The 25,622-nt window shown below is 65.5% G+C and carries 23 protein-coding genes; 15 read left to right on the top strand and 8 right to left on the bottom strand.

From position 1 onward, the window contains the following. The first annotated feature begins 35 nt into the window (after positions 1 to 35). From AC3A4M_RS20400 to AC3A4M_RS20385, 4 genes are read left to right on the top strand one after another with little or no spacing between them, the layout of a single operon-like run. Positions 36 to 1,286, top strand: coding sequence for a CaiB/BaiF CoA transferase family protein (locus AC3A4M_RS20400; RefSeq protein WP_498738138.1), 1,251 nt, complete (start codon positions 36 to 38; stop codon positions 1,284 to 1,286). Further along, a complete protein-coding gene (locus AC3A4M_RS20395) occupies positions 1,283 to 2,245 on the top strand; it encodes a hydroxymethylglutaryl-CoA lyase-like TIM-barrel protein (protein WP_498738136.1) in 963 nt (320 codons plus the stop codon). Before AC3A4M_RS20400 ends, AC3A4M_RS20395 begins: the two co-directional genes overlap by 4 nt. Next, positions 2,246 to 3,235, top strand: coding sequence for a 2-hydroxyacid dehydrogenase (locus AC3A4M_RS20390; RefSeq protein ID WP_498738135.1), 990 nt, complete (start codon positions 2,246 to 2,248; stop codon positions 3,233 to 3,235). It abuts the gene before it with no gap. Further along, a complete protein-coding gene (locus AC3A4M_RS20385; RefSeq protein ID WP_498738133.1) occupies positions 3,232 to 4,260 on the top strand; it encodes a glycerate kinase family protein in 1,029 nt (342 codons plus the stop codon). The genes AC3A4M_RS20390 and AC3A4M_RS20385 overlap by 4 nt, the downstream gene beginning before the upstream one ends. Here AC3A4M_RS20385 and AC3A4M_RS20380 read toward each other — a convergent pair. The 3 genes from AC3A4M_RS20380 to AC3A4M_RS20370 are packed head-to-tail and all read right to left on the bottom strand — an operon-like array spanning position 4,257 to position 7,140. Then, positions 4,257 to 5,063, bottom strand: a complete 807-nt coding sequence (locus AC3A4M_RS20380) for an IclR family transcriptional regulator (protein ID WP_498738131.1) — start codon at positions 5,061 to 5,063, stop codon at positions 4,257 to 4,259. The two genes, AC3A4M_RS20385 and AC3A4M_RS20380, sit on opposite strands and share 4 nt — an antisense overlap. A gap of 43 nt (positions 5,064 to 5,106) precedes the next feature. Further along, positions 5,107 to 5,904 (bottom strand): alpha/beta fold hydrolase, encoded by a 798-nt coding sequence (locus tag AC3A4M_RS20375; protein WP_498738129.1) that lies wholly within the window; start codon positions 5,902 to 5,904, stop codon positions 5,107 to 5,109. A gap of 45 nt (positions 5,905 to 5,949) precedes the next feature. Then, complete coding sequence (locus AC3A4M_RS20370; protein WP_498738128.1) at positions 5,950 to 7,140, bottom strand: acyl-CoA dehydrogenase family protein; 1,191 nt, start codon at positions 7,138 to 7,140, stop codon at positions 5,950 to 5,952. Positions 7,141 to 7,337: 197 nt separating this feature from the next. Here AC3A4M_RS20370 and AC3A4M_RS20365 point away from each other — a divergent pair, with 197 nt between their 5' ends. The 11 genes from AC3A4M_RS20365 (at position 7,338) to AC3A4M_RS20315 (ending at position 17,488) form a co-directional block, all read left to right on the top strand. Next, a complete protein-coding gene (locus AC3A4M_RS20365; protein ID WP_498738126.1) occupies positions 7,338 to 7,907 on the top strand; it encodes a MaoC family dehydratase in 570 nt (189 codons plus the stop codon). Continuing rightward, complete coding sequence (locus AC3A4M_RS20360) at positions 7,904 to 8,827, top strand: HpcH/HpaI aldolase/citrate lyase family protein (RefSeq protein WP_498738125.1); 924 nt, start codon at positions 7,904 to 7,906, stop codon at positions 8,825 to 8,827. Before AC3A4M_RS20365 ends, AC3A4M_RS20360 begins: the two co-directional genes overlap by 4 nt. 2 nt (positions 8,828 to 8,829) lie before the next feature. Further along, the gene (locus AC3A4M_RS20355; RefSeq protein ID WP_498738123.1) at positions 8,830 to 9,972 is read left to right on the top strand and encodes a CaiB/BaiF CoA transferase family protein; all 1,143 of its coding nucleotides are present in this window, start codon (positions 8,830 to 8,832) and stop codon (positions 9,970 to 9,972) included. A gap of 85 nt (positions 9,973 to 10,057) precedes the next feature. Continuing rightward, entirely contained in the window at positions 10,058 to 10,759 is a 702-nt protein-coding gene (locus AC3A4M_RS20350; protein WP_498738121.1) for a GntR family transcriptional regulator, read from the top strand. Positions 10,760 to 10,829: 70 nt separating this feature from the next. Continuing rightward, positions 10,830 to 11,765, top strand: coding sequence for a LysR family transcriptional regulator (locus AC3A4M_RS20345; protein WP_498738120.1), 936 nt, complete (start codon positions 10,830 to 10,832; stop codon positions 11,763 to 11,765). 132 nt (positions 11,766 to 11,897) lie between these two features. Next, positions 11,898 to 12,434 (top strand): thiamine pyrophosphate-binding protein, encoded by a 537-nt coding sequence (locus tag AC3A4M_RS20340; protein WP_498738118.1) that lies wholly within the window; start codon positions 11,898 to 11,900, stop codon positions 12,432 to 12,434. Then, complete coding sequence (locus tag AC3A4M_RS20335) at positions 12,431 to 13,027, top strand: thiamine pyrophosphate-dependent enzyme (RefSeq protein WP_498738116.1); 597 nt, start codon at positions 12,431 to 12,433, stop codon at positions 13,025 to 13,027. Before AC3A4M_RS20340 ends, AC3A4M_RS20335 begins: the two co-directional genes overlap by 4 nt. Beyond that, the gene (locus AC3A4M_RS20330) at positions 13,024 to 14,547 is read left to right on the top strand and encodes an aldehyde dehydrogenase (protein ID WP_498738114.1); all 1,524 of its coding nucleotides are present in this window, start codon (positions 13,024 to 13,026) and stop codon (positions 14,545 to 14,547) included. The genes AC3A4M_RS20335 and AC3A4M_RS20330 overlap by 4 nt, the downstream gene beginning before the upstream one ends. A gap of 50 nt (positions 14,548 to 14,597) precedes the next feature. Continuing rightward, positions 14,598 to 15,968, top strand: a complete 1,371-nt coding sequence (locus AC3A4M_RS20325; protein ID WP_498738113.1) for an MFS transporter — start codon at positions 14,598 to 14,600, stop codon at positions 15,966 to 15,968. Between the two features lie 141 nt (positions 15,969 to 16,109). Further along, positions 16,110 to 16,823, top strand: a complete 714-nt coding sequence (locus AC3A4M_RS20320; protein ID WP_498738111.1) for an RraA family protein — start codon at positions 16,110 to 16,112, stop codon at positions 16,821 to 16,823. Beyond that, on the top strand, positions 16,820 to 17,488 hold the full coding sequence (locus AC3A4M_RS20315; protein WP_498738109.1) for an RraA family protein: 669 nt from the start codon (positions 16,820 to 16,822) through the stop codon (positions 17,486 to 17,488). Before AC3A4M_RS20320 ends, AC3A4M_RS20315 begins: the two co-directional genes overlap by 4 nt. A 10-nt stretch (positions 17,489 to 17,498) precedes the next feature. Here AC3A4M_RS20315 and AC3A4M_RS20310 read toward each other — a convergent pair whose 3' ends face one another. The 5 genes from AC3A4M_RS20310 to AC3A4M_RS20290 all read right to left on the bottom strand — a co-directional run bounded on the left by AC3A4M_RS20310 (position 17,499) and on the right by AC3A4M_RS20290 (position 25,585). Then, entirely contained in the window at positions 17,499 to 18,455 is a 957-nt protein-coding gene (locus tag AC3A4M_RS20310) for a TAXI family TRAP transporter solute-binding subunit (RefSeq protein ID WP_498738108.1), read from the bottom strand. After that, a complete protein-coding gene (locus AC3A4M_RS20305) occupies positions 18,445 to 19,995 on the bottom strand; it encodes a sensor histidine kinase (RefSeq protein ID WP_498738106.1) in 1,551 nt (516 codons plus the stop codon). Before AC3A4M_RS20305 ends, AC3A4M_RS20310 begins: the two co-directional genes overlap by 11 nt. A gap of 3 nt (positions 19,996 to 19,998) precedes the next feature. Next, entirely contained in the window at positions 19,999 to 20,661 is a 663-nt protein-coding gene (locus AC3A4M_RS20300; protein ID WP_498738104.1) for a response regulator transcription factor, read from the bottom strand. Between the two features lie 78 nt (positions 20,662 to 20,739). Continuing rightward, on the bottom strand, positions 20,740 to 22,158 hold the full coding sequence (locus tag AC3A4M_RS20295) for an MFS transporter (RefSeq protein ID WP_498738103.1): 1,419 nt from the start codon (positions 22,156 to 22,158) through the stop codon (positions 20,740 to 20,742). A gap of 106 nt (positions 22,159 to 22,264) precedes the next feature. Beyond that, on the bottom strand, positions 22,265 to 25,585 hold the full coding sequence (locus tag AC3A4M_RS20290) for a heavy metal translocating P-type ATPase (protein ID WP_498738101.1): 3,321 nt from the start codon (positions 25,583 to 25,585) through the stop codon (positions 22,265 to 22,267). Positions 25,586 to 25,622: the final 37 nt, after the last annotated feature.

The following is a 25,622-nucleotide window of genomic DNA, read 5'->3' as shown; positions in this document are numbered from 1 at the left end:
GCCGCCAGACGTACTGCACTATCGAGGAAAGAGTTATGACACAGACACCCATCGCCCCGCTGGACGGCGTGCGCGTTCTTGAACTGGGCAATTACATTGCCGCCCCCACCGCCGGACGGCTGCTGGCCGATTTCGGCGCCGAGGTGATCAAAGTGGAGCGCCCGGGCACCGGCGACGAGCTGCGGAACTGGCGCCTGCACAAGGGCGACACGTCCATGCTGTACCGGACCATCAACCGCAACAAGAAATCGGTGGTGCTGGATCTGCGCACCGACGCGGGCCGCCAGGCGGTGCTGGAGCTGGCCGCGAAGTCGGACATCCTGCTGGAGAACTTCCGGCCGGGCACCCTGGAGAAGTGGGGGCTGGGGCCCGAGGTGCTCAACGAGGCCAACCCGGAGCTGATCATCACGCGCGTCTCCGCCTTCGGCCAGACCGGCCCGCTGTCCGAACGCCCCGGCTTCGCCGCGGTGGCCGAGGCCTACAGCGGCTTCCGCAACCTGGTGGGGGATCCGGACCGCGCCCCGGTCCGCGTGGGAGTCTCGATCGGCGATTCGATCGCCGGCCTGTACGCCGCCTTCGGCTCCATGATGAGCCTTTTCCAGCGCGAAGCACGACGGCGGAACTCGGGTTCCGCTGTTGCGTTGCCGGAGCGGATTATCGACGTCGCGTTGAACGAGGCGATGTTCTCGATGATGGAATCGCTCGTGCCGGATTATGAGGCGTACGGCGTGCGCCGCGAACGCACCGGCGGCCGAATGGAAGGCATCGCCCCGTCCAACGCCTACGTCTGCGCGGACGGCGCCAGCATCGTAGTGGCCGGCAACGGCGACGGCATCTTCCTGCGGTACATGGAAACCATCGGCCGCCCTGACCTGGGGGCTGACCCTGACTTACAGTCCAACGCCCTCCGCTGGGCACGGCGCGAGGAACTAGACGCGGCGATCGGCGAATGGGCCGCCGGACTCCCGGCCGCGGACGCCCTCGCCGCGCTGGACGCCGCCGGGGTGCCGGCCGGCCCCATCTACACCGCGGAAGACATCGTCGCCGATGACCAGTACGCGGCGCGGAACATGATCCAGAAGTTCGACGTATCCACCGGCGAGGAAGTGCTTTCCGACGTCGGCTTCCCGGGGATCGTGCCGGTGATCGGCGGGCAGTCGCTGCCCATCCGCAACCTTGGTCCGGATCTGGGCGAGAATACTGACGAAGTCCTCGGCGGACTGCTGGGCATGGACACCGAACAAATCAATGCGGCCTCGAGCCGCGAGGAGGCACTGCAGGCATGAGTTTCACCTTGGAACCCCGCGCGGAACTGCGGGACGTCACGCTGCGCGACGGGCTGCAGCTGACCGGCAAGATGCTCTCCACCGAACGCAAGGTCGAGACCGTCCGCGAACTGCTGCGGCTGGGCGTACCGTCCATCGAGCTCGGCTCCATGGCGCGCGCAGATCTGGTGCCGACCATGGCCAACACGCTTGAAGTGGTGCAGGCGCTAACGGCGGAGGAGCTTCAGAAGTGCTGGATCTGGGTGGCGACGCCCGGACACGTGGCCAAGGCCGCGGCGGCCGGAGCGCGGAACTTCCAGTACTGCCTTTCGGCGTCGGACTCCCATAACCAGGCCAACATTGGCCGCAGCACCGACGCCAGCCTCGCCGCACTGCCCGAGGCCGTGGCACATGCCCGCGCCGTCAACGGGCAGATCCAGCTCTGCATCGCCACCTCCTTTACCTGCCCGTTCGAGGGGGTCGTGCCGGAGAAACGGGTGCTCGCCATCGCCAATGACCCGCGGGCGGAAGGCACCTGCGACGTCGTTATTTGCGACACCCTGGGCCAGGCGGTCCCGGCGCAGGTGGCCAGCCTCATCTCCCGCGTCCGCGACGAGTCCCCGGCACGGCGCATCGTTTACCACGGCCATGACACCTGGGGCCTCGGCGTGGCCAACACGCTGGCGGCCATCGCGGCCGGCGCCACCTTGGTGGACGGGGCCCTGGGCGGGCTGGGCGGCTGCCCCTTCGCCCCGGGTGCCAGCGGCAACACCTCCACCGAGGACATCCTCTTCGCCACCCGGCCCGAGGGGCTCACACCGGCCACCTTCGCCGGACTGGTGGACCTGTCCGAAAAACTGCTGGCGGAACTGGGCGAGCCCAACCGCTCCAAGTCGGCCCAGGGCGCCCGCTCCAAGGCGGAAGCCTTCGAATGGGTCATTGCCTCGGACCGCGAACCCGTATGCGACAGGGGGCTCTGAATGGGTGCCCGGTTCCTCGTCACCACAGCCGTTCCCTCGCCCGGACTGGAGCTGCTTGAGGCAGCCGGGCAGGTCACCGTCCTGCCCGAGCCGCCGGACTATGAAACGCTGGCCGAGCTCTGCGCCTCCGGCGATTACGACGTCGTGCTGACGCAATTGCGTGACCAGGTGGACGCGCCGCTGTTGTCACGGGCGCGGCTGCGCGGTGTCTCCAACTATGCGGTGGGCTACAACAACATTGACGTGGACGCCGCCACGGCCAACGGCATCATGGTGGGTAATACGCCGGGCGTGCTCACGGACGCGACGGCGGATATCGCCCTGCTGCTGATCCTCGGGACTGCCCGGCGGGTAGTGGAGGCGGACCGGTTGGTGCGCGAGGGGAAGTTCCACGGCTGGGAGCCCGAGCTGATGCTGGGCCACGATGTGTCCGGCCGTGTGCTGGGTCTGGCCGGGTTCGGCCGGATTGCCCGTGCCACCGCCCGCCGGGCACTGGGCTTCGGCATGGAAGTGATCTTCGCGCCGCGGCCGCCGGGGGACAGGCCGGTCAGCGACGAGGAGCTGGGCGAATTCGCCGGCAAGGTCCGGCAGGTGCCGTGGACCGAGCTGGTGGAGCGCAGCGACTTCCTCTCCGTCCACGTCCCGCTCAATGAGCAGACCCGGCATCTGGTGGATGCCGACGTGCTGGAACGGATGAAGCCCGGCGCCATCCTGATCAACACGGCCCGCGGGCCGATTGTGGACGAAGCCGCGCTGGTGGAAGCCTTGCGGAACGGGCAGATTGCCGGCGCCGGCCTGGACGTCTTCGAGAACGAGCCCCGGCTGGCCCCGGGCCTGGCCGAGCTGCCCAACACGGTCCTGCTGCCGCATGTCGGCAGTGCCACGGTCCCGGTGCGCAGCGAGATGGCTCGGCTGAGCGCCCTGAACGCGGTCGCCATGGCCGAGGGCCGGATCCCGCCGCACGCAGTCAATCCCGGGGCGTGGGCATGAGCATCCTGATCGCGCCGGACAGCTTCAAAGGAACGTACACCGCGGCCGAAGTCGCCGCGGCAGTGGCCGCAGGTGTTGCCGATGCCGGCGGCCATGCCGTCCAGCTGCCGGTGGCCGACGGCGGTGAGGGTTCCTTCGAGGCGCTCTGCCGCGGGCTTGGTGCCCGGCCCGTGCCTGTGGAGGTGCAGAACCCCTGGGGGAGCCCGGCCCGCGCGGAAATCGGGATCACGGCGGATGGGGGCAGCGCCGTCGTCGAACTGGCCCAGGCCAGCGGAATCACTTTGGCGCACGACGGTGCTCGCGACCCCGTGTCTGCCAGTACCTATGGCACCGGAATGATGATCGCCGAGGCTGCGCGCCTCGGTGCGCAGACGATCCTGGTCGCAGCGGGCGGATCGGCAACTACCGACGGCGGCGCCGGCGCGGTCCGGGCGATTCAGGAAGCCGGCGGACTTCGCGGCGCCCAGCTGACCGTGCTCTCCGATGTCACAACCACGTTCGTGGATGCGGCGCGGGTCTTCGGGCCACAGAAGGGCGCGGACCCCGCCACCGTGAAAGTGCTTGAGGAACGGTTGGCGCGGCAGACAAAGGAGTTCCCGCGTGACCCGACCCGGGTCCCGCGCAGCGGTGCGGCCGGTGGTTTTGCCGGCGGCGTGTGGGCACATTTCGGCGCGGAACTGGTCTCCGGCGCCGACGCGGTGCTTGGTGCCGTGGGGTTCGACCGGGAGCTGGAGCAGGCTACCGCCGTGGTGGTCGGCGAGGGGCGGCTCGATTCGCAGACGTCGGAAGGCAAGATCATTTCGGCCATCCTGCACCGCGTGCGTAAGACCGGCCGAAGCCTGCCGGTCTTCGCCGTCGTTGGCTCCGTCTCTGAAGACCTGGGTGACTACCGGGAGAACTTCGCCGACGTGCTGGTTGCCTCGGACGCTGCCGCGATGCGCCAAGCAGGCGCGGACATCGCCGTCGTCGTTAATTCGGTGTCCGACGGCGGCCAGCTACCTGGCGCCGGAATGCTGCAGAGCTAGGCCTTTGGCTCACCGGGGAAGCGCCCGCCGATGAGCCGCGTCATGCGTTCGGCAGTCTGCAGGAGGGTCTCGACCCAGTCCTCGCAGACCTGCCGGGGCATCCGCATGGTCGGGCCGCTGATCGTCACGGCGCCCACCAGGCCGGCTGCGGAGTCGAAGACCGGGGCGGACAAGCCGGATGCCCCGGACTCGCGCTCTTCGGTGGTGATGGCGAAACCGTCGGTCCGGGTCTGCTTCACGACAGTCTCGAGGTCTTCGGAACTGGTGATCGTGGATTCGGTGAGCGGCGGCAGCGGGTCCTTGACCAGTTCGGCCAGCAGTTCCGGATCCCAAGCGAGCAGCACGCGCCCGGCCGAACCCGCGTGCAGCGGCAGGATCTTGCCCAGGTGCATTTCCCGCCGGAGGGCGTGCCGGGTTTCCGCCAATGCTACGCAGACGCGGTAGTGCTGCTCGGCGCGGAAGAAGCAGGCGGTCTCGCCCGTCGTGTCGCGCAGGTCCTTCAGCAGCGGACCGATGACGTCCAGCACGGCCTTGCCGCGCGTCGCCGGCGCCGCCCAGTACGCCATTTTGAGGCCGATCCGGTAGGCATCTTCCTCGCGGTCGAGGAAGCCCTGGGACGTCAGGTTGGTGACCAACCGCTGCACGGTGGACGTTGGCATGCCCGTGGCCTCGCGGATATCGGCCAGCGTGAGCACCGGCCGCGTCAGGGAGAAGGCATCGAGAATGGACGTGATTTTCCTCAGCACAAGCAGCGGATTGTTGTTCGACTTCGCTGTTGCTTTTCCTGCGGGTTCCCCTGACATAAGACTTACGCTAGACGCTGCCCTGAGGGCAGTCCAATAGTGCTTATTTCGAGTCGCCCGAAGGCACGGACAATGCTCCTGCCAGGAAGTCCAGGACGATCGGGCTGGCGATCTCGCGGCACTCTTCGAAGTACGCGTGGCGTCCGCCGGAAATGATGCGTACCTGGGCGTTGGGGATCCGTCCGGCCAGGAGATCGGCGTTGCCCGGTGGAACCATCAGGTCATCGCTGCCGTGCAGGACCAAGGTGGGAACCGTGATGGCGCCCAGCTGGTCCCACGCGTCGTGACCGTTGCTTGCCCGCCGGTGGCCCAGTCGCGCCTGGGGCGTGCTTGCTTCGCCCAGGGTGGCATAGGGGCCGGGGTGCGAGGCCGTCCATGCGGGTGAGTACATGAGGTCGGTCAGGACTGCTTCCTTGGTCGCCGGATCTGCGATGCGGGAGCCGATCTCTGTGGACATCCGGAGCATGTTCGGTCCTCCGGTGGAGGAACAGCCGATCACGAGGGATTTCACACGGGCAGGGTGGCGCAGCGTCAGTTGCTGCGCCACCTTTCCACCCATGGAGGTGCCGTAGACGGCGCTTGATTCGATCCCCAGATGGTCCAGCAGCGCCACGGCATCGTCGGCGAACCTGCCAAGGGAATAGCCGGACGCCGGCGCGTCGCTGCCGCCGGTTCCCAGGTAGTCGAAACGGATGACCAGATGGTCGGACTCGAAATCGGCGACAATCGGATCCCACCAGCCCATCCCGTTCCCCTGGCCGCTCAACAACAGGAGAGGTGCGCCCTGGCCGCTGGTTCGATAGGCAACGGCAAGGCCATCAGGGCAGATGAATGTTGGCATGATCATCCCTCAACGTCGGCGACTTAGCAGAACTGAGCAGGCGTCCTAGTAGGACCGTGGCAGTCCCAATACCTTAGTTCCCACGAAGGCTTTGATCATATTGTTGTTGACCGGGGCCACCTGGAACATGCGGGTCTCGCGGAACTTGCGTTCGACGTCGTACTCGTCGACGAAGCCGTAGCCGCCGTGGGTGTCGACGGCGGCGTTGGCGGCGGCCCAGCTGGCTTCGGAGGCAAGGTGCTTGGCCATGTTGGCTTCCGCGCCGCAGGGTTCGCCGGCGTCGAACAAGCGGGCTGCCTCGAAGCGCATCATGTCTGCGGCGCGGATCTTCATGTAGGCGTCGACGATGGGGAACTGCACGCCCTGGTTTGAGCCGATCTTGCGGCCGAAGACTTCGCGGGTGTTGGCGTAGTCGGTGGAGCGCTGGGTGAACCAGTAGCCGTCGCCGATGGCTTCGGAGGCTAGCAGGATGCGCTCAGCATTCCAGCCGTCGATGACGTAGCGGAAGCCGTTGCCGACCTCGCCGAGGACCGCTGATGCGGGCACGCGCATGCCCTTGTAGAAGACCTGGTTGGTGGCGTAGTTGAACATGGTGCGCACGGGGATGACCTCGAGGGTCTCGGGCTGCTCGGCGCGGACCTGGCGCAGGTCGACCAGGAAGAGGGTCAGGCCGTGGGTCTTGTCCTTGCCTTTCTCTGATGTGCGGGCCAGCACGAAGGCCAGGTCCGTGTCGAGGATGCGGCTGGTCCAGTTCTTGTGTCCGGTGATCACGAAGTCGTCGCCGTCACGCACGGCAGCGGTTTCGATGCTGGTGGTGTCCGAGCCGGCTTTCTCCTCGGTGATGGAGAAGGCCTGCAGGCGCAGGCGCCCGGCGGCGATCTCCGGCAGGTAGGCGTCCTTCTGCGAGTCCTTGCCGTGGCGCAGCAGCGCGCCCATCGTGTACATCTGCGCATGGCAGGCGGCGGAGTGCCCGCCCGAGCGGTTGATTTCCTCCATGATGACACTGGCCTGCGTCAGTCCGAGACCCAAGCCGCCGTACTCGGTGGGGATCAGTGCGGAGAGAAGGCCGGCCTCGGTTAGGCTGTCGACGAATTCCTGAGGATAGCGCCGCTCCCGGTCGGTCTCGCGCCAGTACTCGTCGGGGAAGCGGGCGCACAATTCGCGGGTGCGTGCCCGCAGTTCATCCAGCTGCTTGCTGGCGGCATTGGTTGGGGTTTCGGCGATCTGCGAGCTCATGGTGACTCCTTGATGTCTGGCGGGCGTTTGTTATTGATACACGACGATACAGAATATATTGAAGCGATACAAGGGGTTGACGGCAACCATGAAGACCGACGTAAGCCTTGAAATTTCCAGCCAAACAAGGGAAGCTTAGAGTCAATACAGAATATATTGGTCGGCGAACAGCAAAGCTTTCGCGCAATGGAGGGAACATGATGAACCAGATGGATATGCAGGCCGGGGCAGCGGGCATGCGGGTTGTGGAAGGCTGGACCGGCAGGCTCTTTGAGGACTTCAGGGTCGGTGACCTTTACTATCACCCGTTCGGCAAGACCGTCACCGAGTCGGACAACCAGAGCTTCACGTTGATGACCCAGAATGTTGCGAAGACCCACGTCGACAGCAACTTCGCCGCCGGGACCGAATTCGGCCGCCCCCTGGTCAACTCCACTTTTACCTTGGCGCTCGTGACCGGCCAGTCCACCATTGATCTGTCCATGAACGTGTTCGCGAATATGGGCTGGGATGAGGTGCGGATGCCGAACCCGGTCTATGAAGGCGACACCATCTACTCCCGCTCGAAGGTCCTGGCTGTCCGCGAATCCAAGTCCCGCCCGAACCTGGGGCTGGTCACCGTAGCTACGGAGGGATTCAACCAGGACGGTGCCATCGTGATCAGTTACCGGCGCACGTTCATGGTCTACCGGCAGGGTTTCCTGCCGAGCGTGGAATCCTCCCGCCCGGACGAGTCCTCGCTGCCCGACGTGGAGGGCGCACGATGACCCCTGTTCAAGCGGCACTGTCAGGCGCAAGGCAGGTCAGCACGGGACAGGCGGGCACGGCGGCGGCCACGGTCCGCGGCGCGGTGACTGCGCTGTTCGTTCCGGGCGACCGGCCCGAGCGTTTCGCCAAGGCCGCGGCTTCCGGCGCCGACGTCGTCATCATCGACTTGGAAGACGCCGTGGCGGCGGCGGACAAGGCGCACGCCCGGGATGGAGCCGTTGCAGCGCTCACCGCTTCAGGCGCCGATGGCAGCGATGGCGTACGTGCCCTGGTCCGGGTCAATGCCCAGGACACAGCAGAGTACGACGACGACATCCGGGCGCTGCTCGAACTGTCCTCGCAACCGGACCACGGGCTGCTGGGCCTCATGCTGCCCAAGGCCGAAGACCCGGCGCAGGTGGCGGAACTGACCGCGAGACTGCCCGCCGACGTTCCGTTGGTCGCCCTGGTGGAATCCGCACTGGGGCTCGTCAACGCCGTCGAACTTGCCCGGGTGCCCGGGGTGAAGCGTCTGGCCTTCGGCGCCATCGACTTCGCCCTGGACATTGACGCCGACGGCGGCGACCGCGTACTGGACCATGCCCGCTCCCAGCTTGTCGTGGCATCCCGCGCCGCCGGGATCGCCCCGCCGCTGGACTCGCCGTCCACCGACATCCGCGATACCGCCGCTGTTGCCGCATCGGCAAAACTGGGCCGGGGCTTCGGCTTCGGCGGCAAGCTATGCATCCACCCGGCCCAGCTGGCCTCGGTGGCGGCGGCCTTCACACCGTCGTCGGAAGAGATCGCCTGGGCCCGCAAGATCCTCGCCTCGGACGGGGGAGCGGTGCAGGTGGACGGCCAGATGGTTGACCGGCCCGTCATCGACCGGGCCCGCCGCATTATGGAACGCGCCGGAACAGAACCAACAGGACAGGACTAATCATGGCGACTTTGCCACTGCAAGGAATTACCGTTGTCTCCCTCGAACAGGCCGTTGCCGCGCCCTTCGCCACCCGGCAACTGGCGGACCTCGGGGCCCGGGTCATCAAGGTCGAGCGCGATACCGGCGATTTTGCCCGCGGCTACGACGACAAGGTCGACGGCATGGCCAGCTACTTCGTCTGGCTCAACCGCAGCAAAGAGTCCATCGTGCTGGACCTGAAATCCGAGTCCGGCCTCGCCGTGCTGCGCAAGCTCGTCGAACAGGCGGACGTCCTGGTGCAGAACCTCGCACCGGGAGCTGTCGAACGCCTCGGTCTGGGGCCGGACGAAGCCCTCGCCCTGAACCCGCGGCTGATCCACGCCTCCATCTCCGGCTACGGCCGCGGCGGCTCGTACGCCACCAAGAAGGCCTACGACCTGCTGGTGCAATGCGAGTCCGGCATGCTCAGCGTCACCGGCACACCGGAGAATCCCGCAAAGGTCGGTGTCTCCATTGCAGACATCTGCGCCGGCATGTATACGTACTCGGGAATCCTGACCTCGCTGCTCCAACGCGCGACGACGGGACGCGGCGACGTGCTGGAAGTGTCCATGCTCGAAGCCCTCGCCGAATGGGTGGCGCAGCCGTACTTCTACGCGGAATACGGTGGGGAACAGCCTCGCCGCAGCGGCGCCGAACACGCGTCCATCGCGCCCTACGGCCCGTTTCCCGCGGCGGACGGAACGGTGTTCTTCGGTATCCAGAACGAACGCGAGTGGAAGGTGTTCTGCTCGGACGTCCTGCACCGGCCGGAGCTGTTCGAAGACGCGCGGTTCGACGGGAACTCCTCGCGGGTGCGCAATCGTCCCGAACTGCACGAAGCCATTAACGCCGTCCTCGCGGCGCTGCCTGCCGACGAAGTGCTAGCCCGGCTGGATGAAGCCGGTATCGCCAACGCCAAACTGCGGACCATGCAGGAACTCTCCGCCCACCCGCAACTGGCCGAACGCAACCGCTGGCGCGACGTCGACTCCCCGGTAGGCCCGCTGCGCAGCATGCTGCCGCCGGTGAACTCCCGGGAAGCAGCCGTGCGGATGGACCGGATCCCGGAAATCGGCGAACACACAGAAAAGATCCTGGCCGAACTCGGCATCCGGCCATGAGGGGAGACGCGCCAGTGCCGGCGGCGGGGGAGCTGCTGGAGACAGTATCGTAGGTATTTATGGGAGCGGAAGAAACGGCGGAATCATGAGCGAGCACAAAACGCGAGCCACCCGGCCGCCACAGCTGAGCGACCAGGCCTCGGCCTATGTCCGCGGGCTGATCATGTCCGGCGAGCTGCGCCCGGGCACCCAGGTTCGGCCCGAAACCATCGGTGAAGCCCTGGACATTTCGACGACCCCGGCGCGCGAAGCGCTGCAGTCGCTGCGGGTGGAAGGCTTCCTCGAACTGCTCCCGCGCAAGGGATTCCTGGTTGCCGCCCTGACAGGCCAAGACATCCGCGACCTCTTCCGCACCCAAGCCCTCATCGGGGGCGAACTCGCCGCACGGGCTGCGGAAAAGGCCACCTCGGCGGAGAAAGCCGAACTTGAAGCGCTGCACCACGAACTGATCGCCGCGGCAGCCCGCAACAACGTCGCGCTGCTGGAGGAAAAGAACCACGCCTTCCACCGCGAAATCAACCTGCTCGCGGACTCCCGCAAGATCATCTGGGTCCTCGGCCTGGTCACACGCTACGTACCTCGCCAGTTCTACTCCAACATCCCCGGATGGCCCCAGGCCACCGTGGAGGACCACGCCCGCCTGCTCGAAAGCATCCGCGCCAACGACGCCGCGGCGGCACGCACCGCGATGGAAGAGCACATCATGCATGCCGGCGAACTGCTGGCCGAGCACTTTGACTCGCGGATGGCCGACGAAACGCCGGCCCAAGAGGTGCAGCCCGCGTAACTGTCGCGCCGCCGACTGCATAGAATCCTAGTACCACGATCGTGGAGAACTCGCTCAACCGGACGGCTTAATGGATCTGAAGCAGCTGACGGCACTGGTGACGGTGTCCGAAACCCGCAGCGTGACACGCGCTGCTGAAATCCTGCACTTGGTCCAGCCGGCAGTGACCCGTCAGATCCGGCTCCTGGAACAAGAACTTGACGTGGCGCTGTTTGAGCGCACCCCTCAAGGCATGCAACTTACCAGCGCCGGGGAAACCATGGTCGCCTACGCCCGGCGCGTCCTCCTTGAGTTGGAGCGAGCGAAAGCTGAAGTCGGGGCACGCCCCGGAAGTGTTAGCGGATTGGTAACCGTCGGTCTGCTGTCCAGCACCGCCGAACTCTTGACCGTGCCGCTAGTGGCGCGGCTCGAGGAGTCCTTCCCGGACATTAGGCTCCGACTCCGTGTCGGCTACTCGGGTGACTTGCAGCAACTGCTCGACACCGGCGAATTGGACGTCGCACTCCTTTATCACCCGCCGGGAAGCACATCCCTCAATATGCGCCCGCTCGTAGCGGAATCACTATGGGCGGTTGCCGGAGCAGGAACTGGCCTGGCCCGCGAAGGCGCCGTGCCTGTGCGCACGCTGCTCGGCCACAGGCTTGTCCTGCCGGCCTCCGGCCAAGGTATCCGCACGCTATTGAACGAAGCAACGTCAGCCTTGCCAACCCCATTGGCAGCTGCCGTGGAAACCAATTCGATGGAAGCACAAAAACGCCTTGCCCGGGAAGCTGGAATGTGGACCGTGCTGCCTGCGTGCTGCCTTGTGGAGGACATTGCCGCGGGCCGGCTTGAAGCGGCACCGCTCTGCGAGCCCGAAGTTCAACGATCGATCGTACTGGCGACTGCGCGTGACAGCGTCAGCTCCTCCCCGGCTACGGGCGCCGTCCTCGACTGCTTGGCGGCGCTGGTGACCGAGCAGGTCGAGTCCGGTCGCTGGCCATCAGCGAGACTGCTTCCCAACTAACCGAAACGGGCACTTAAGGTCCTGCTAGGCCTTATTACAGCGACTGATTCCGCTATCAAAAAAGACTATTGGATCTCCTTCGCTATCACTGCAAATAATGGTGAGAGCAATCACAACAAAGGAGACCAACCCGTGCAAACCACAGGTTCACCAACGTGGCAGCAAGACATTTGGGACGCTCTCCGCGAGAGCGGAGTCAGGCAAGTAGCGTATGTTCCCGACGCAGGGCATATGCACGCCATCGAACAAGCCATCGCCGATCCAGAAATCGTCGATATCGTGCTCACCACCGAAGAAGAGGGCGTTGCCGTTGCCGCAGGGGCCTGGCTTGGTGGCGACCGTGCTGCGCTACTGATGCAAAGCAGCGGCGTCGGAAATTGCATCAACATGCTGTCGCTGGCTGACATTTGCCGTTTCCCCCTCCTGACGCTCGTTACAATGCGGGGCGAATATGCGGAATTCAATCCCTGGCAGGGGCCCATGGGCAGGGCGACCGAGGATGCATTGAAGCTGATGGGAGTCACTGTGCTTCGCGTCGACACCCCGGAAGACGTACATGAAACAGTCGGTGCCGCATGTGACGCCGCCTTTCTGGCGGGCGAACGCGTTGCTGTGTTGATCGGACAGCGCCTTATCGGCCGCAAGAACTGGAAGAAGGACAGCAAGTGAACCACATCTCAGGCGCTCGGATCGATCGGCGTTCATTCGTCGCAAAACTTCTGGCCGCGGTGCCGGATGCGCTTATTGTCACCGGTCTCGGATCTCCCACGTACGATGTCTACGCAGCGGAACCTCAGCGGCAGGGCGTCTTTTACCTCTGGGGAGCAATGGGCGGCGCCGTGCCGACCGGCCTGGGTCTCGCCCTCGCCCAGTCAAATAAACCTGTTGTCGTCGTCACCGGAGACGGCGAGCAGCTCATGGGCATCGGTGCCCTCGGTACCGTCGCCGTCAAAGCGCCGGCGAACCTGACCGTCGTCGTGCTTGACAATGGCCACTTCGGGGAAACGGGCATGCAGCAGAGTCATTCCTCTCTCGGTGCGGACCTGACCGCCATAGCGGCGGGATTCGGTATTGGCAATGTCCTGCGGATCACGGAGGAAGATGCTGTCGAGGATCTGTCGAAACACATCAATTCCAAGTCCGGGACGCTCTTCGCACAGGTCCTGATCGCCCCGGGCGAGGCGCCGCGTGTCCTGCCCACCCGAGACGGAGTCGCCGTGAAGAACTCGTTCCGGTCGTATCTCGGCATGGATCCGCTGTGACAGGGCCTCAGCTGGCACCTGCCACTACGTCGATGGACGACATCTACCCTGACTACCCGATGCATATCAACGGGCAGCCCCATGTGCCTGACGACGGACAGTGGTTCGATACGGAGGATCCCTGGACGGGGCGAACCTGGGCGCGGATCGCCCAAGGAAGTGCAGCGGACGTTGATCTCGCCGTGCGCGCGGCACACCAGGCCTTCACCGAGGGGGCATGGGGACAAATGACCCCTACGGAACGAGGTGCCCTGCTGGTCCGCGCAGCCAACCTCCTCGCGGAACGGGCAAGCGAGCTGGCGGATACCGAGGTCCGCGACAACGGCAAGCTGCTCGCCGAAATGCGCGGCCAGCTCGACTACATCCCCGAGTGGTTTCGCTACTATGGTGGGCTGGCCGACAAGATCGAGGGAGCCGTTCTCCCCTTGGACAAGAAAGGGTACTTCGCCTTCACCAGGAAGGAACCCGTTGGCGTCGTCGGCATCATCACCCCTTGGAATTCTCCGCTCCTGTTGCTGGCGTGGAAGCTGGCGCCAGCCCTCGCCACGGGCTGCACTGCCGTTATCAAGCCGTCCGAGTTCACCTCCGCCTCCACCCTTGAATTCGTCCGAGTTCTTGAGGAAGCAGGAATTCCTCCCGGCGTTGTCAACGTTGTAACCGGCTTCGGCCCCAACGTTGGATCACCTCTTGTCGACCATCCTTTGGTCAGGCGGATCGGGTTCACCGGATCCGATTCAACAGGCAGGGCCATCGGCGCCCAGGCAGCGCGCGGGCTCAAGGGCTTCACGCTCGAGCTCGGCGGTAAATCCCCGAACGTCGTCTTTGCAGATGCGGATCTGGACGCCGCTGCCAACGGCGTCATTTCCGGAATTTTCGCAGCGACGGGTCAAACATGCATCGCAGGTTCGCGCCTCTTGGTGGAGGAGTCCATCCACGACGAGTTCGTGGCGCGCATCGTTGAAACCGCGCGTCATGCCCGTCTGGGCGATCCTCAGGACTCCTCAACCGATGTCGGACCGGTCACCACACGCCCGCAACTGGCGAAAGTCCTTGAACACATCGACGTCGCTATCGCTGAGGGAGCGAAGACGGTCCTGGGCGGGGGACGTCCGGCAGCAGCGCCCAGCGATGGATGGTTTGTCGAGCCAACGATTTTCACGGATGTCGCTCCGACAATGCGCATTGCGCAGGAGGAAGTCTTCGGTCCCGTTCTGGCAGTGATGCCTTTCATAGACGAAGCCGAAGCCATCCGGCTAGCCAACAGCACCAACTACGGCCTCGGAGCTGGCGTCTGGACTCAGGACATCCAGCGGGCGTTCCGCATGAGTGAGTCCATCCACAGCGGCATGGTCTGGGTCAACACGTACCGCACGGTCAGCTTCATGGCGCCCTTCGGAGGCGTCAAAGATTCGGGCATCGGCCGCGAAAACGGGCGCGAAGCCGTCGAGGAATACCTCGAAACGAAGACAATCTGGATCAACACCGGTGCACCAAACCGGAACCCGTTCGTCCTGGGCTGATCGAGCCCGCATCCTTACGGCGAAAGCCGACAGACGAAAATCGGTGAACCATGTCCAAAATAGCTACCAAACCGAAATCCCGTGTTGTCTCCAACGTCATCAAGGGCTCCCTTGGGAACCTCGTTGAGTGGTACGACTGGTTTATTTACGCATCATTCAGCCTCTACTTTGCCGACGTATTTTTTCCCGGCAGCGATCCAACTGTGCAACTGCTTGCTACTGCGGCGGTCTTCGCCGTCGGCTTCCTTATGAGGCCACTGGGTAGCTGGCTCCTCGGCCTCTACACAGACACCAAAGGACGCCGTGCCGGGCTGACCGTATCAGTGACCCTTATGAGCTGCGGTTCCCTTATGGTGGGGCTGATTCCGGGTTACGACGTTATCGGCATAGCCGCTCCGGCCCTTCTGTTATTCGCCCGGTTGCTACAGGGCTTGTCGGTGGGAGGGGAATACGGTTCGAGCGCCACTTATCTCTCCGAGGTCGCAACGCCTGGCCGTCGCGGCTTCTACTCCAGCTTCCAGTACTCATCCATCATCCTCGGCCAGATCCTGGCCCTCCTCACTTTGATTGTCCTGCAGTCAACGCTGAGTCCCGAAGCTCTAGAATCTTGGGGATGGAGGATCCCGTTCTTCCTCGGAGCTGCGTTCGGCCTGATCGTCTTCTACTTGCGCCGCTCCATGGATGAATCGGAACATTTCACCGCCCGTAAGTCGGAGCAATGGACTGCGGAACCAACCGGACTAAGGACATTGTTGCGCCACTACCCGCGCCAGGTGGCAGCGATCATGCTGCTCACGGCCGGCGGCACGATCGCCTTCTATACGTTCACTACTTACTTGCTGAAGTACATGGTGAACACCTCCGGAATCTCCAAGGCCGACGCCGCTGCCATCAACTTCTGGGCGCTCCTGGTTTTCTTGGTGATGCAGCCTCTGATGGGCGCATTGTCCGACAGGATTGGGCGTCGCAAGGTCCTGCTCGTGTTCTCTCTGGGAGCAGTCCTGGGAACCATCCCAATCCTGACGCTGCTGGGGCGCACCACCAACCCATGGGTGGCTTTCGCGCTTATGGTCTGTGCACTGGCCATCCTCAGCGGCTACACGGCGTGCGGTGCCATCGTCAAAGCCGAGATGTTCCCGACCCATGTCCGGGCCATTGGCGTCGGCTTGCCGTATGCGATCGTAGGCGCTGTCCTTGGTGGAACTACAGAATCGGTGGCCCTCGGATTAAAGGCAGCCGGCCATGAGAATGCCTTTTTCTGGTACGTCACCGCGTTCGCGGGATTGACGCTGATCGCCCTTGTACTGATGAAGCGTTCATTTTCAAGCAACGAGATCGATGACAAGACAAGCTCAGCTGAAGGGCAACGATCTGCCTTGCGTCAGAGCGAGGACGCAATTCCCAGTGGTGGGAACGGCTAGAGCTCACGGCTTCTCCCAACCCGGCACCATACTGTGCCTATCAAGGGCGTCCGAGAACTCGCCTCATGTAATTCCCGCTGCAGAAGTAGTTGCAGCTTCCACGGGCGCCCTTGAAACAACATGCGTAAGGAAACCAGTTCCATGACAACCCAATCAGAAGAATTGCAGAAGGCTTCCGAACTGCTCTGCAAGCTGCCGACAGCCGCCATCTCTGACGCACTCGACCGGCTTAAGCTCACCGGCTCCCTCCACGGAGTCGGTGCGCTTCGGGAAGGGCAATATGGCTGCGGGCCTGCCTACACGGTCTCCTATGAGCCGGTCGATGACAGCGGAGGCACTGTCGGTGATTTCCTGGATGAGGTGCCTGTGGGAAGCATCATCGTCATCGACAACGAGGGCCGGACGGATTGCACGGTCTGGGGCGGAATCATGACGCGGATCGCTTCGGAAAGAGGCATGGCCGGTACCGTCATCAGCGGCGTCTGCCGCGATACCGCTGAAGCAGCCATCACCGGCTATCCCATCTGGAGCGCCGGAAGATTCATGCGGACAGGTAAAGACCGAGTGCGGCTCGCTGCAGTCGGCACGCCCGTTGTTATCGACGGCGTCATGATCCGCCCTGGCGACATCGTGTGCGGGGACGAGGACGGCGTCGTCTCCGTGCCGGCGGAAAGTGCAGCGCAAGTGGGCGAGCTGGCTGCAAAGATCAATTCCATCGAGGACCGAATCCTGGCCGCAGCTAGAGGCGGTGCGACGCTCGTTGAAGCTCGCGCTGCCCATGGCTACCACTCACTGCAGACTGCGGAGGCTGCAAACCCGGACCGAGGGACCCCATCGAACGGAGCCCGAGCGTGATCGCCACATCCAAGCAGTCAGGTCAGGCGAAGATCGCCCGCGGCCATTCTTCGGCAACGCTCTATGAAGCGGCGCAAAAGGAGCTCAAAGCGTACGCCGGTTCAGGAGACTTGAGCCGCAAGGAAGCAGACATCGCCGTCGATCCCGAGATACGCGCTGCCTGGCAAGGCGCCAAGATTGCGGCACCTGCCTTTACCGTCCAAGGTGCCGGTGGTGACAACCTTGCACTTCACCATGCGGTCAATGCCGCACCGGCGGGCCATGTGATCGTTGCCGATATGGGTGGCGCGCAATTCGGGCACTGGGGCGAAGTCTTGGCGGTCGCGGCGCGGCATCGCGGAATCACGGGCTTGGTGATCGACGGAGGAGTCCGTGATGTCGACGAGATGCACGAACTTGGCTTTCCGGTGTTCTCACGGAGCAACTCCATCCGGGGAACGCGGAAACTCTTCAAAGGTGCTTTAGGCGTTGAGATTCACCTTGGTAGCGTCTCCGTCAGAACCGGGGACCTCATAGTTGGCGACGCGGACGGCCTGGTGGTCATCCCGGAAAACCACATTGAGACCGTTCTTGATGGGGCCGACCAACGAGTCCGTAGCGAGGTGGTTATTTTCGAGGAAATCCGGTCGGGACAGACAACGCTCGATCTCTACAGCTTGAGGTAGGGGCCGCCGGCTACCCGTGCAGGCTGCGGTAGGCTGCGGCAGCGCCGGGGTGCAGCGGAAGCCCGGAGGTATAGATCAGGGACCGGGCATCGAGGTATTGTGCGCCGACGCTTTCTGCGGGCACAAGCTCGGCGGCCTGCGAAACCAGGATCTCTACGAGGCTGCCGACGACGTCGTTAGCCAGATCGTGGCGGGCCAACAGCAGGCTGGCGACGCCGATGGTGTCCACCTCGGTATCGGAGCCGTAGATTCCCGCCGGGATCCGGGCTGGCTTGTACACGGCGCCGTATCTGTCCTGCAACACAGTGAGTTCTTCACGGAGCTCGAGGAGGCGGATCTCAGAGCCACCGGCAGCTGTTCCGGCGCTGATGGCGCCCACTGGAAACCCACCGGCAAACAGCGCCGCGTCGACGGTCCCGTCGGCCAGTGCATCGGTAATTTCGGCCAGCGCGAGTGGATGGATATCGACGTCGTCCGGCGTTAGATTGCCGGCCGAGAGGATGCGGCGTCCGGCAAACTGCGTTCCGCTGTCGTCGGGGCCGAGGCTGATGCGCCGTCCTTTGAGATCATTCAGGTTCCGGACGCTGGAGTTGGCCGGGACGGCGAACTGGAGGTAATTCTGGTATACGCGGCCGACCGCGTACAGCCCAGCCGGGTCCGCGCGGGCAGCGTCCGCCAGCGCCAGGGCCAAGGGAACGGTGCCATTACGCAGCAGCTCGAGGTTCTGCACAGTCCCGCTCGTGGTCCGGGGCAGCAGCCGGAATCCGGCACCGGAACGCTCGACGGCAGCGGTCAGCAGAGCGGAAAATTCGGAGAAGAATCCGCCGGGCTCGGCGGCTCCGATCTGGTAGTTCCTGACTTCGGCCGCTGTGCATCCGGTCAAGGCGAGGAAGGCTCCGGCCGCAGCGGCGGAGAGGAAGGCGCGGCGTCCCGGCTTAGCCAAGCTGCCGATGGTCTCAGTCCTCATCGGGAACCTCCCGCTGACCGCTCTCCGCTGGAGTGAAACGGGGGAAAACCGCGGTGGCGGTCAGTCCGCCGCCCGGCGTTTCGGAGAACTCCAGGACGCCCTCGAAGGATTGCGTGAGCGCCGCGGCGATGGCCAGTCCCAGACCGGTACCCGCCCGGGCGGCGCTGTTGCGTCCGGTGTCCCCGGGTGGTCGCGGCCCGGCCTGCACAGCGGCTTGCCTGTCCGCCAGTTCTGTCCCGCGGTAGAAGCGTTCCGTGAGCCTGCTTCGTGTTTCTGCCGGAACGCCCGGCCCGTTGTCTGCCACCGAAATCCCGATCAGGGTGTATCCGGTGGCAGCGGGCCGAGGTTCGACGGCAACCCGGATGCGGCTGGCGCCGGATGCGTACTTGCAGGCATTGTCGATCAATACGTCGAGTATCTGGCCCAGGACGGTCGCTGGGACGGCGGCCTCGGCCTCCTCAGGGGCGTCTTCCAGTTCCTCTGTGGCAGTCTGGAGCTCAAGGTTGATTCCGAGTCCGGATGCGCTGCCCTGCCAGAAGTCGACCCGATCGGCCGCGACAGTCCAAGGGAAGCATCGGGCCGTTGGCCCATCCGTCCTGCTGCCGGGACTCTCCGCGGCCGCGAGTTTGAGCAGGTCGTCCAGAATTCCCGCCAGCCGGTGGGATTCCGCCGCGGCCCGATCGTAGCTGCGCCGGCCGGCCTCGGAGACCGCGGGTTCCAGGGTGTCCAGGCGGAGTTGCAGGGCGGCCAACGGGTTGCGCAGTTGGTGGGCCGTGTCCGCGACGAGCCGGCGTTGCGATTCGGCCGAGCGGTGAACGTCGTCGGACATCGTCTCGAAAGACCGGGTGAGCTCACGCAATTCAGGCGGACCCCGGCGCGGCAACACCGGGTCCGGTGATTCTGGTTCGTCACTGCGCCGGCGGGCGAAGGGAAGGCTCTCGGTCAGCTGTTGCACGCGTCCGCTCAGGCGCTCCAGCGGGCGCAGCACCCAGTTGCTGACCGAGTGGGCGAGGATGCCGAACGCTGCCAGTGCCGCGGCGACGCCAAGAAGGATGTATAGCCAGGCGCGGCCGATGTCTGCCTTGGCTGCACGGGTGGAAGCAACCAGCAGCACCGCCCCATTGACCTGGGCGTCGGTGCCCACCGGTTTGGCGAAGATCGCCTCGTCCGGGCTCCACGGCTTCAACGCATCCTGACCCGTGGGCGACTGGTTGCGCAACGCTCGGGAAACCGCCTGCGATACTTCCGAGGAATCGAGGTCGACGCCGAGCGAACGGGCAGGCACCCCGCGGGTTGAAATCACGGCGAGGTCCTCCCCGTACAGCTCGTGATAGGCCTCCATCTCGTCAAAGAGCGCGCCCGCTCCTTCACCGGTGACGTAGTTCTCGGCGAGGGAGGCGAAGCGCTGCACATCGCCGTCGCGGGTGAGGACGAACTGGCGGGTCCGGGCCTCGGCGACGGACGCGCCCAGCGGGACGGCGAACGTCGCCACGGTCAGGGCCGCGAGGACGGCCAGCACCAGCAGGAGACGGCTACGCATTGCTCAGGCAGTCCACCGGTAGCCGAACCCGCGGATCGTCTCGATGACGCCGCTGCGTCCGAGCTTTGACCGCAACGCAGTCATGTGGACGTCCAGGCTGCGAGAGACGGTGACAAAGGCATCACCCCAGATGCGGTCCATCAGCTGCTGCCGGCTCACGGCGGCGCCGGGTTCCTCGAGCAGCATGGCCAGCAGCTCGAACTCCTTGGTGGTCAGCTGGACCGGTGTGCCGTCGACAGTGACGCTGCGCGAACCGAGATCGACCACAATATCCCCGAACTTGGATACCGCCGGCGCCGGTGCTGAGGAGGTGCGGGCGAGCCGGCGGCCTATCGCCTCGATCCTTGCCAGCAGTTCGGCCATCCGGGCCGGCTTGACCAGGTAATCGTCCGCGCCACTGCGAAGTGCACGCACGACCGTGCGTTCGTCGTCGCGGGCGGTCAGGACGACGACGGGGACCAGGCTCACCTGCCGCAGCTGGCGAAGCACGTCGATCCCGTCGGCATCGGGGAGACCGAGGTCCAGGAGGACGACGTCGAAATCCTGGTGCCGGGTCAGCAGGTCCAGCCCTCGGCTCATCCGTACGGATGGGATGCGGTGCATGGCCAGACCATCGACAATGGCTTCCGCCACGCCGTCGTCGTCCTCGACAATGCCGACCCGCATGCTGCTCCTTCGCTGCTCACGGCAACGTCGGCGGGGCCACAAGGGCTCCGCCGACGATGCTGGAATATTTGTTTGAGTCTACTTCGTTGGGACCAGCTCCGGCTGCTGGGAAGCAGCGGCCTGAGCGGTGTCCGTGGTTGAGTCTGCAACGGTGTCCGACGTGGTGCCGGTGGCATCCGAGGGCTTGTGCAGATCCAGCTGGGAGTTCTTCGAGGGTTCCTTGACCATGAAGGCGGCCAGCATGGTCAGGGCGATGCAGCCGGTGACGTACCAGAAGAACATCGACTCGACGCCGGCCTGCTTCAGTGCCAGGGCGACCGGTTCCGCGGTGCCGCCGAACAAGGCTGCGACGATCGCGTGGGGGAGCCCGACACCGAGGGCCCGTACCTTGGTCGGGAACATTTCCGCCTTGATGATCGCGCTGAGCGAGGTGTAGCCGGTGACGAAGACCAGGCCGACCATCATAAGGCCGAAGGCCGCGAACACGTTCGAGGTGTGGGAGAGCATCGTCAGCAGCGGGACGGTGGCGATGGTGCCGCCGATGGAGAAGAAGAGCATGATCTTGCGGCGGCCGATCTTGTCCGACAGGGCGCCGGCGATCGGCTGGAGCAGCATGAAGATGAACAGGGCGATGAAGCTGATCATGGCCGCATCTTCCTTGGAGATCCCGGAGGTGTTGACCATGTACTTCTGCATGTAGCTGGTGTAGACGTAGAACGCTACGGTGCCACCCAGCGCCAGACCGAAGACGGCGGCGAGCTGCTTGGGGTACTTGGCCAGGGCGCGCAGGCCGCCGACCTGCTTTTGGCCATCAGCCTTGGCACGGGTCTGTTCCTCCTTGTAGTGCTCGGACTCGTCCATGCCGCGGCGCAGCAACATCACGGCCAGGCCGGCGACGGCGCCGACGACGAACGGAATGCGCCAGCCGTAGGCGTACATCTGCTCTTCGGTGAGGATGTTCTGCAGCAGGATCATCAGCAGCAGGGCCGACAGCTGGCCCATGATGATGGAGACGTACTGGAAGCTGGAGTAGAAACCGCGGCGTCCCGGGGTGGAGATCTCGGACAGGTAGGTGGCGCTGGAGCCGAACTCCCCGCCGACGCTCAGGCCCTGCAGCAACCGGGCCAGCAGCAGGATGATCGGGGCTGCGATGCCGATGGTCTGGTAGGACGGCGACAGCGCGATCATCAGTGAGCCGGCCCCCATCAGCAGGACCGAGACCGCCAGAGCGTTACGGCGGCCGAACCGGTCCGCATACATGCCCAGCAGCCAGCCGCCGAGCGGGCGCATCAGGAAGCCGACCGCGAAGATCGATGCCGCCGCCAGCAGCTGCGCCGTCAGGTCGTCCGCCGGAAAGAACGACTTGGCAAAGTAGATGCTGAAGGAAGCGTAGACGAACCAGTCAAACCATTCGATCAGGTTACCCAGGCAGCCCTTGACGACATTGCTGACCACACGGGATTTGGGTGGGTTTGGCGCTGCGGTGTGCGTTGACATCCGAGTTCCTCCTCGTGCCCTGGACGGGCAGTTGATTGGTGTTTCCATCAACTGTGTCTCCCGTCACAGGGTGCGGCCAGCTTTCGGAGGAATTCTTAACCGCGCCTTAAGAAAGTCCGCTCTCGGTGACCTGGACCGTGAAGGGCGCCGTGAGCACGTGGTCATCCGCCAGCCGGAACTGGCCCCACAGCCGGTACAGGCCCGGCTCGTCGAAGTGGGCGTGGACCGTGAGTTCGGGGCCGAACTGCTGCCCGGGGAGCGCGAAGACGGGGTTGCCGTTGGCGTCTTCGACGTCGGCGTGCTCGTGCGCGAACTCCTTGCCGGCCGCGTCCATAATCACCACGTGCCCGGCGGCCGCCAGGTACGGCTTCAGGTTGCTGATCGGCTGACCCGTGGCCGCATCGGCGAAGGCGAAGGAGAGCTCGCTGGTCTTCCCGGCCGTAGCTTCGCCGTCCAAGGTGACGCGGACGCCATCGGTAATCTGGGTGCGCGGGCTTTCGGCGAGCGTTTCCGGATTCGGGGTGGCGGTGGCGCCGATGCGCAGCTGTTGGACGGCGTGGATGTCCTGCATCTGCCCCTGCCTGCGGAACTCGGTGTTGACCAGGTAGTTGCCGGCGGTGGGGAAGGTGAGCTCGACGGCGAGCTGCCCCGGCTGGCCGGTCGGCTCGGGGTGGACGTGGGCGAAGCTGCCCAGATCGTCGCGGGTGACAATCAGGTGCATCCACACTTCGTGGCTCAGGCCCAGGTCCTCGATCGGCTCGCCGTTTCCGGCATCGGTGAGCTCCACCAGTACCCGAGTGGGCTCGCCGGGCCGGGTCGCGGCGGGCAGGTCGAGCCGGACGTTGACGTTTGCTTCCTCCGCGGGTAGCGGGCCGACGTCGGTGGTCATCATGGTGCTCATGGCCGGGCGCATCGGCATGCCGGTGGATTGGGTCCAGGCGAGCACGCCGTTCATGCCGCGCTGGGCCGCGTCGGTGTGGCTGAGCAGGGTGAAGGCGGTTCCCAGCGCGACGGCGACGGCGGCCACCCCGGTGAGGTAGGCGTACTGGCCGACCCGGGCTCGCAGCGGCGGATGCAGGATCTCCTGCACGCCGGCCGGACGGCGGAAGCCGCGCAGGCGCAGGGCGTTGGTGACCACGCTGACCGAACTCATCGCCATCGCCGCCGAGGCGAGGATCGGGTCCAGCAGGATGCCGCCGGCGAAGTACAGCGCCCCGGCCGCCACGGGGATGAGCAGCGCGTTGTAGGCGAAGGCCCAGAACAGGCCCTGCTTGATGGTGGCGACGGTGCGCCGGGAGAGGGCGATCGCGGACACGATGCCGCGCAGGTCCCCGCCGACCAGCGTGATGTCCGAGGCGGCGATGGCGACGTCGGTTCCGGTGCCGATGGCGATGCCCAGATCGGACTGCGCCAGCGCGGGAGCGTCGTTGATGCCGTCACCGGCCATGGCGACGACGTGGCCCTCGCGCTGCAGGGCGCTGATCCGGTCTGCCTTTTCGCCCGGCAGGACCTCGGCCATCACCTGTTCGATGCCGACTGACCGGGCTACCGCGGCGGCGGTGGCCGTGTTGTCGCCGGTCAGCATCCAGACCTCGACGCCGAGCGCCTTGAGCTGGGCGACCGCCTCGGCGGATTCGGGCCGGATGCTGTCCGCGACCGTGAGCACCGCAGCGGGCTCCCCATCGACCGCGACGTACACCGGGGTTTGGCCGTGCTGCGCGGCCGCGGCGGCAGCGGCATCGAGACGGGCAATCGCGGTGGCAGCACCATCGTGCCGGACATTCGTAGTGCCGACGTGGTGGTCCGAAACCACCAGCGCCCGGTTGCCGATCAGGATGCGCCGCCCGGCCACCACCGCGTCGATCCCGTGGCCCGGCAGCGCCTCGAACCGGTCCGCGTCCGGCAACTCCTGACCGCGCTCCGCCGCGCGCTCGCGGGCGGCGGCAACAATGGCTTCACCGAGCGGGTGCTCGCTGCCTCGCTCGGCCGCCCCCACCAAGGCGAGAATCTCGTCGCGGTCCCAAGCCCCCGCCGTCGTAATTCCGGTCAGGCGGGGACGGCCGGTGGTAATCGTGCCGGTTTTATCCAGGACGACGGCGGTCAGGCGGCGGGCCTGTTCGAGCGCTTCGCCGTTGCCGATCAGGATGCCTAGCTCGGCCGCCTTGCCGGTGCCCACCATGACGGCAGTCGGGGTGGCGAGGCCCAGCGCGCACGGGCAGGCGATGATGAGGACGGCGATCGCGGTGCCGATGGCCAGCGTCAGCCGGCCGGTGTCCGGACCGAACAGCGCCCGGCCGGCGAACGTGCCGGCGGCGATGAGCAGCACCGCGGGGACAAACCACGCGGACACCTTGTCAGCGAGCCGCTGCATCGGCGCCCGCGAGCCCTGCGCATCCTCGACCAGGCGGATGATCTGCGCCAGTGCGGTGTCGGCGCCCACTGCGGTGGCGCGCAGCACCAGGGAGCCGGTCCGGTTGATGGTTGCGCCGATGGCGGTGTCGCCGGGCCGCTTGTCCACCGGCATGCTCTCGCCGGTCAGCATGCTCTCGTCCACCGCGGACGCGCCCTCGGTGACCACGCCGTCGACGGGGACTTTTTCGCCCGGGCGGACCCGCACCAAGTCACCAACGACGACGTCGTCAACGGGCATGTCCAGCTCTACGCCGCCGCGGATCACGCGAGCCGTTTTGGGCGACAGCCCTGCCAGCGACTTGATCGCCGCGGCCGTCTGCTTCTTCGCCCGGCCCTCCAGCCACTTGCCCATCAGCACCAGCGCGATAATGACCAGCGACGTCTCGAAGTAGACATGCAGCGGCAGGCCCCAGCCCTCGGCCACGCCCGGCCAGAGGGTGACAAAGGCGCTGTAGCCGTACGCCACCCCGGTTCCGAGGGCCACAAGCGTGTTCATGTTGGTGCTTCCGTGCCGGGCGACGGCCCAGGCGGCGGCGTAGATCCCGCGGCCGGCCCAGAACTGCACCGCGGTGGCCACCACCAGCAGCAGCGGCATCAGCCAGTCCATCGCGTCGATCGGCAGCGGCACATACATCACGGCCATCAGGGACAGCCCGGCCGCCAGCGCGACCTGCCACTTCCGTTTGAGCCCGGCTAGTTCTGAGTCACGGCGGGCCTCCCGGTCATCATCAACGGACGACGGCGGCTCAGGCACCTTCCGTACGTCGGGGGCCGGCGTATGCGGGGGTTGCCGGAGGCTGCCGGTGTAGCCGGCGGCGGTGACCGCGGCGGTGAGGTCCTCGAGCCGGACCGCGTCCGGATCGTACGAAACCCGGGCCGCTTCGGTGGCGAGGTTGACGTGGGCGGAGGCCACGCCGTCGAGCTTTGTCAGGGCTTTTTCCACCCGGCCTACACAGGAGGCGCAGGTCATGCCGCCGATATCGAGCGTGCATTCGGCCAGAACCGAGGTGCTCACGGTCTTTCCTTTCGGTCTGTTTTTCAAGGGGTTGCGC

It is taken from the genome of Arthrobacter sp. Soil_C_60, from assembly GCF_057656375.1.
The sequence above is the reverse complement of the archived record's forward strand: the minus strand, read 5'-3'. Positions and strand labels throughout refer to the sequence as shown.

Coding starts and splice junctions, on each gene's coding strand:
- AC3A4M_RS20385 (WP_498738133.1), top strand. CDS start 3,232: ATGAGCATCCTGATCGCGCCGGACAGCTTCAAAGGAACGTACACCGCG.
- AC3A4M_RS20395 (WP_498738136.1), top strand. CDS start 1,283: ATGAGTTTCACCTTGGAACCCCGCGCGGAACTGCGGGACGTCACGCTG.
- AC3A4M_RS20390 (WP_498738135.1), top strand. CDS start 2,246: ATGGGTGCCCGGTTCCTCGTCACCACAGCCGTTCCCTCGCCCGGACTG.
- AC3A4M_RS20305 (WP_498738106.1), bottom strand. CDS start 19,995: ATGCGTAGCCGTCTCCTGCTGGTGCTGGCCGTCCTCGCGGCCCTGACC.
- AC3A4M_RS20350 (WP_498738121.1), top strand. CDS start 10,058: ATGAGCGAGCACAAAACGCGAGCCACCCGGCCGCCACAGCTGAGCGAC.
- AC3A4M_RS20365 (WP_498738126.1), top strand. CDS start 7,338: ATGATGAACCAGATGGATATGCAGGCCGGGGCAGCGGGCATGCGGGTT.
- AC3A4M_RS20370 (WP_498738128.1), bottom strand. CDS start 7,140: ATGAGCTCGCAGATCGCCGAAACCCCAACCAATGCCGCCAGCAAGCAG.
- AC3A4M_RS20355 (WP_498738123.1), top strand. CDS start 8,830: ATGGCGACTTTGCCACTGCAAGGAATTACCGTTGTCTCCCTCGAACAG.
- AC3A4M_RS20300 (WP_498738104.1), bottom strand. CDS start 20,661: ATGCGGGTCGGCATTGTCGAGGACGACGACGGCGTGGCGGAAGCCATT.
- AC3A4M_RS20320 (WP_498738111.1), top strand. CDS start 16,110: ATGACAACCCAATCAGAAGAATTGCAGAAGGCTTCCGAACTGCTCTGC.
- AC3A4M_RS20375 (WP_498738129.1), bottom strand. CDS start 5,904: ATGCCAACATTCATCTGCCCTGATGGCCTTGCCGTTGCCTATCGAACC.
- AC3A4M_RS20360 (WP_498738125.1), top strand. CDS start 7,904: ATGACCCCTGTTCAAGCGGCACTGTCAGGCGCAAGGCAGGTCAGCACG.
- AC3A4M_RS20400 (WP_498738138.1), top strand. CDS start 36: ATGACACAGACACCCATCGCCCCGCTGGACGGCGTGCGCGTTCTTGAA.
- AC3A4M_RS20310 (WP_498738108.1), bottom strand. CDS start 18,455: ATGAGGACTGAGACCATCGGCAGCTTGGCTAAGCCGGGACGCCGCGCC.
- AC3A4M_RS20345 (WP_498738120.1), top strand. CDS start 10,830: ATGGATCTGAAGCAGCTGACGGCACTGGTGACGGTGTCCGAAACCCGC.
- AC3A4M_RS20325 (WP_498738113.1), top strand. CDS start 14,598: ATGTCCAAAATAGCTACCAAACCGAAATCCCGTGTTGTCTCCAACGTC.
- AC3A4M_RS20380 (WP_498738131.1), bottom strand. CDS start 5,063: ATGTCAGGGGAACCCGCAGGAAAAGCAACAGCGAAGTCGAACAACAAT.
- AC3A4M_RS20295 (WP_498738103.1), bottom strand. CDS start 22,158: ATGTCAACGCACACCGCAGCGCCAAACCCACCCAAATCCCGTGTGGTC.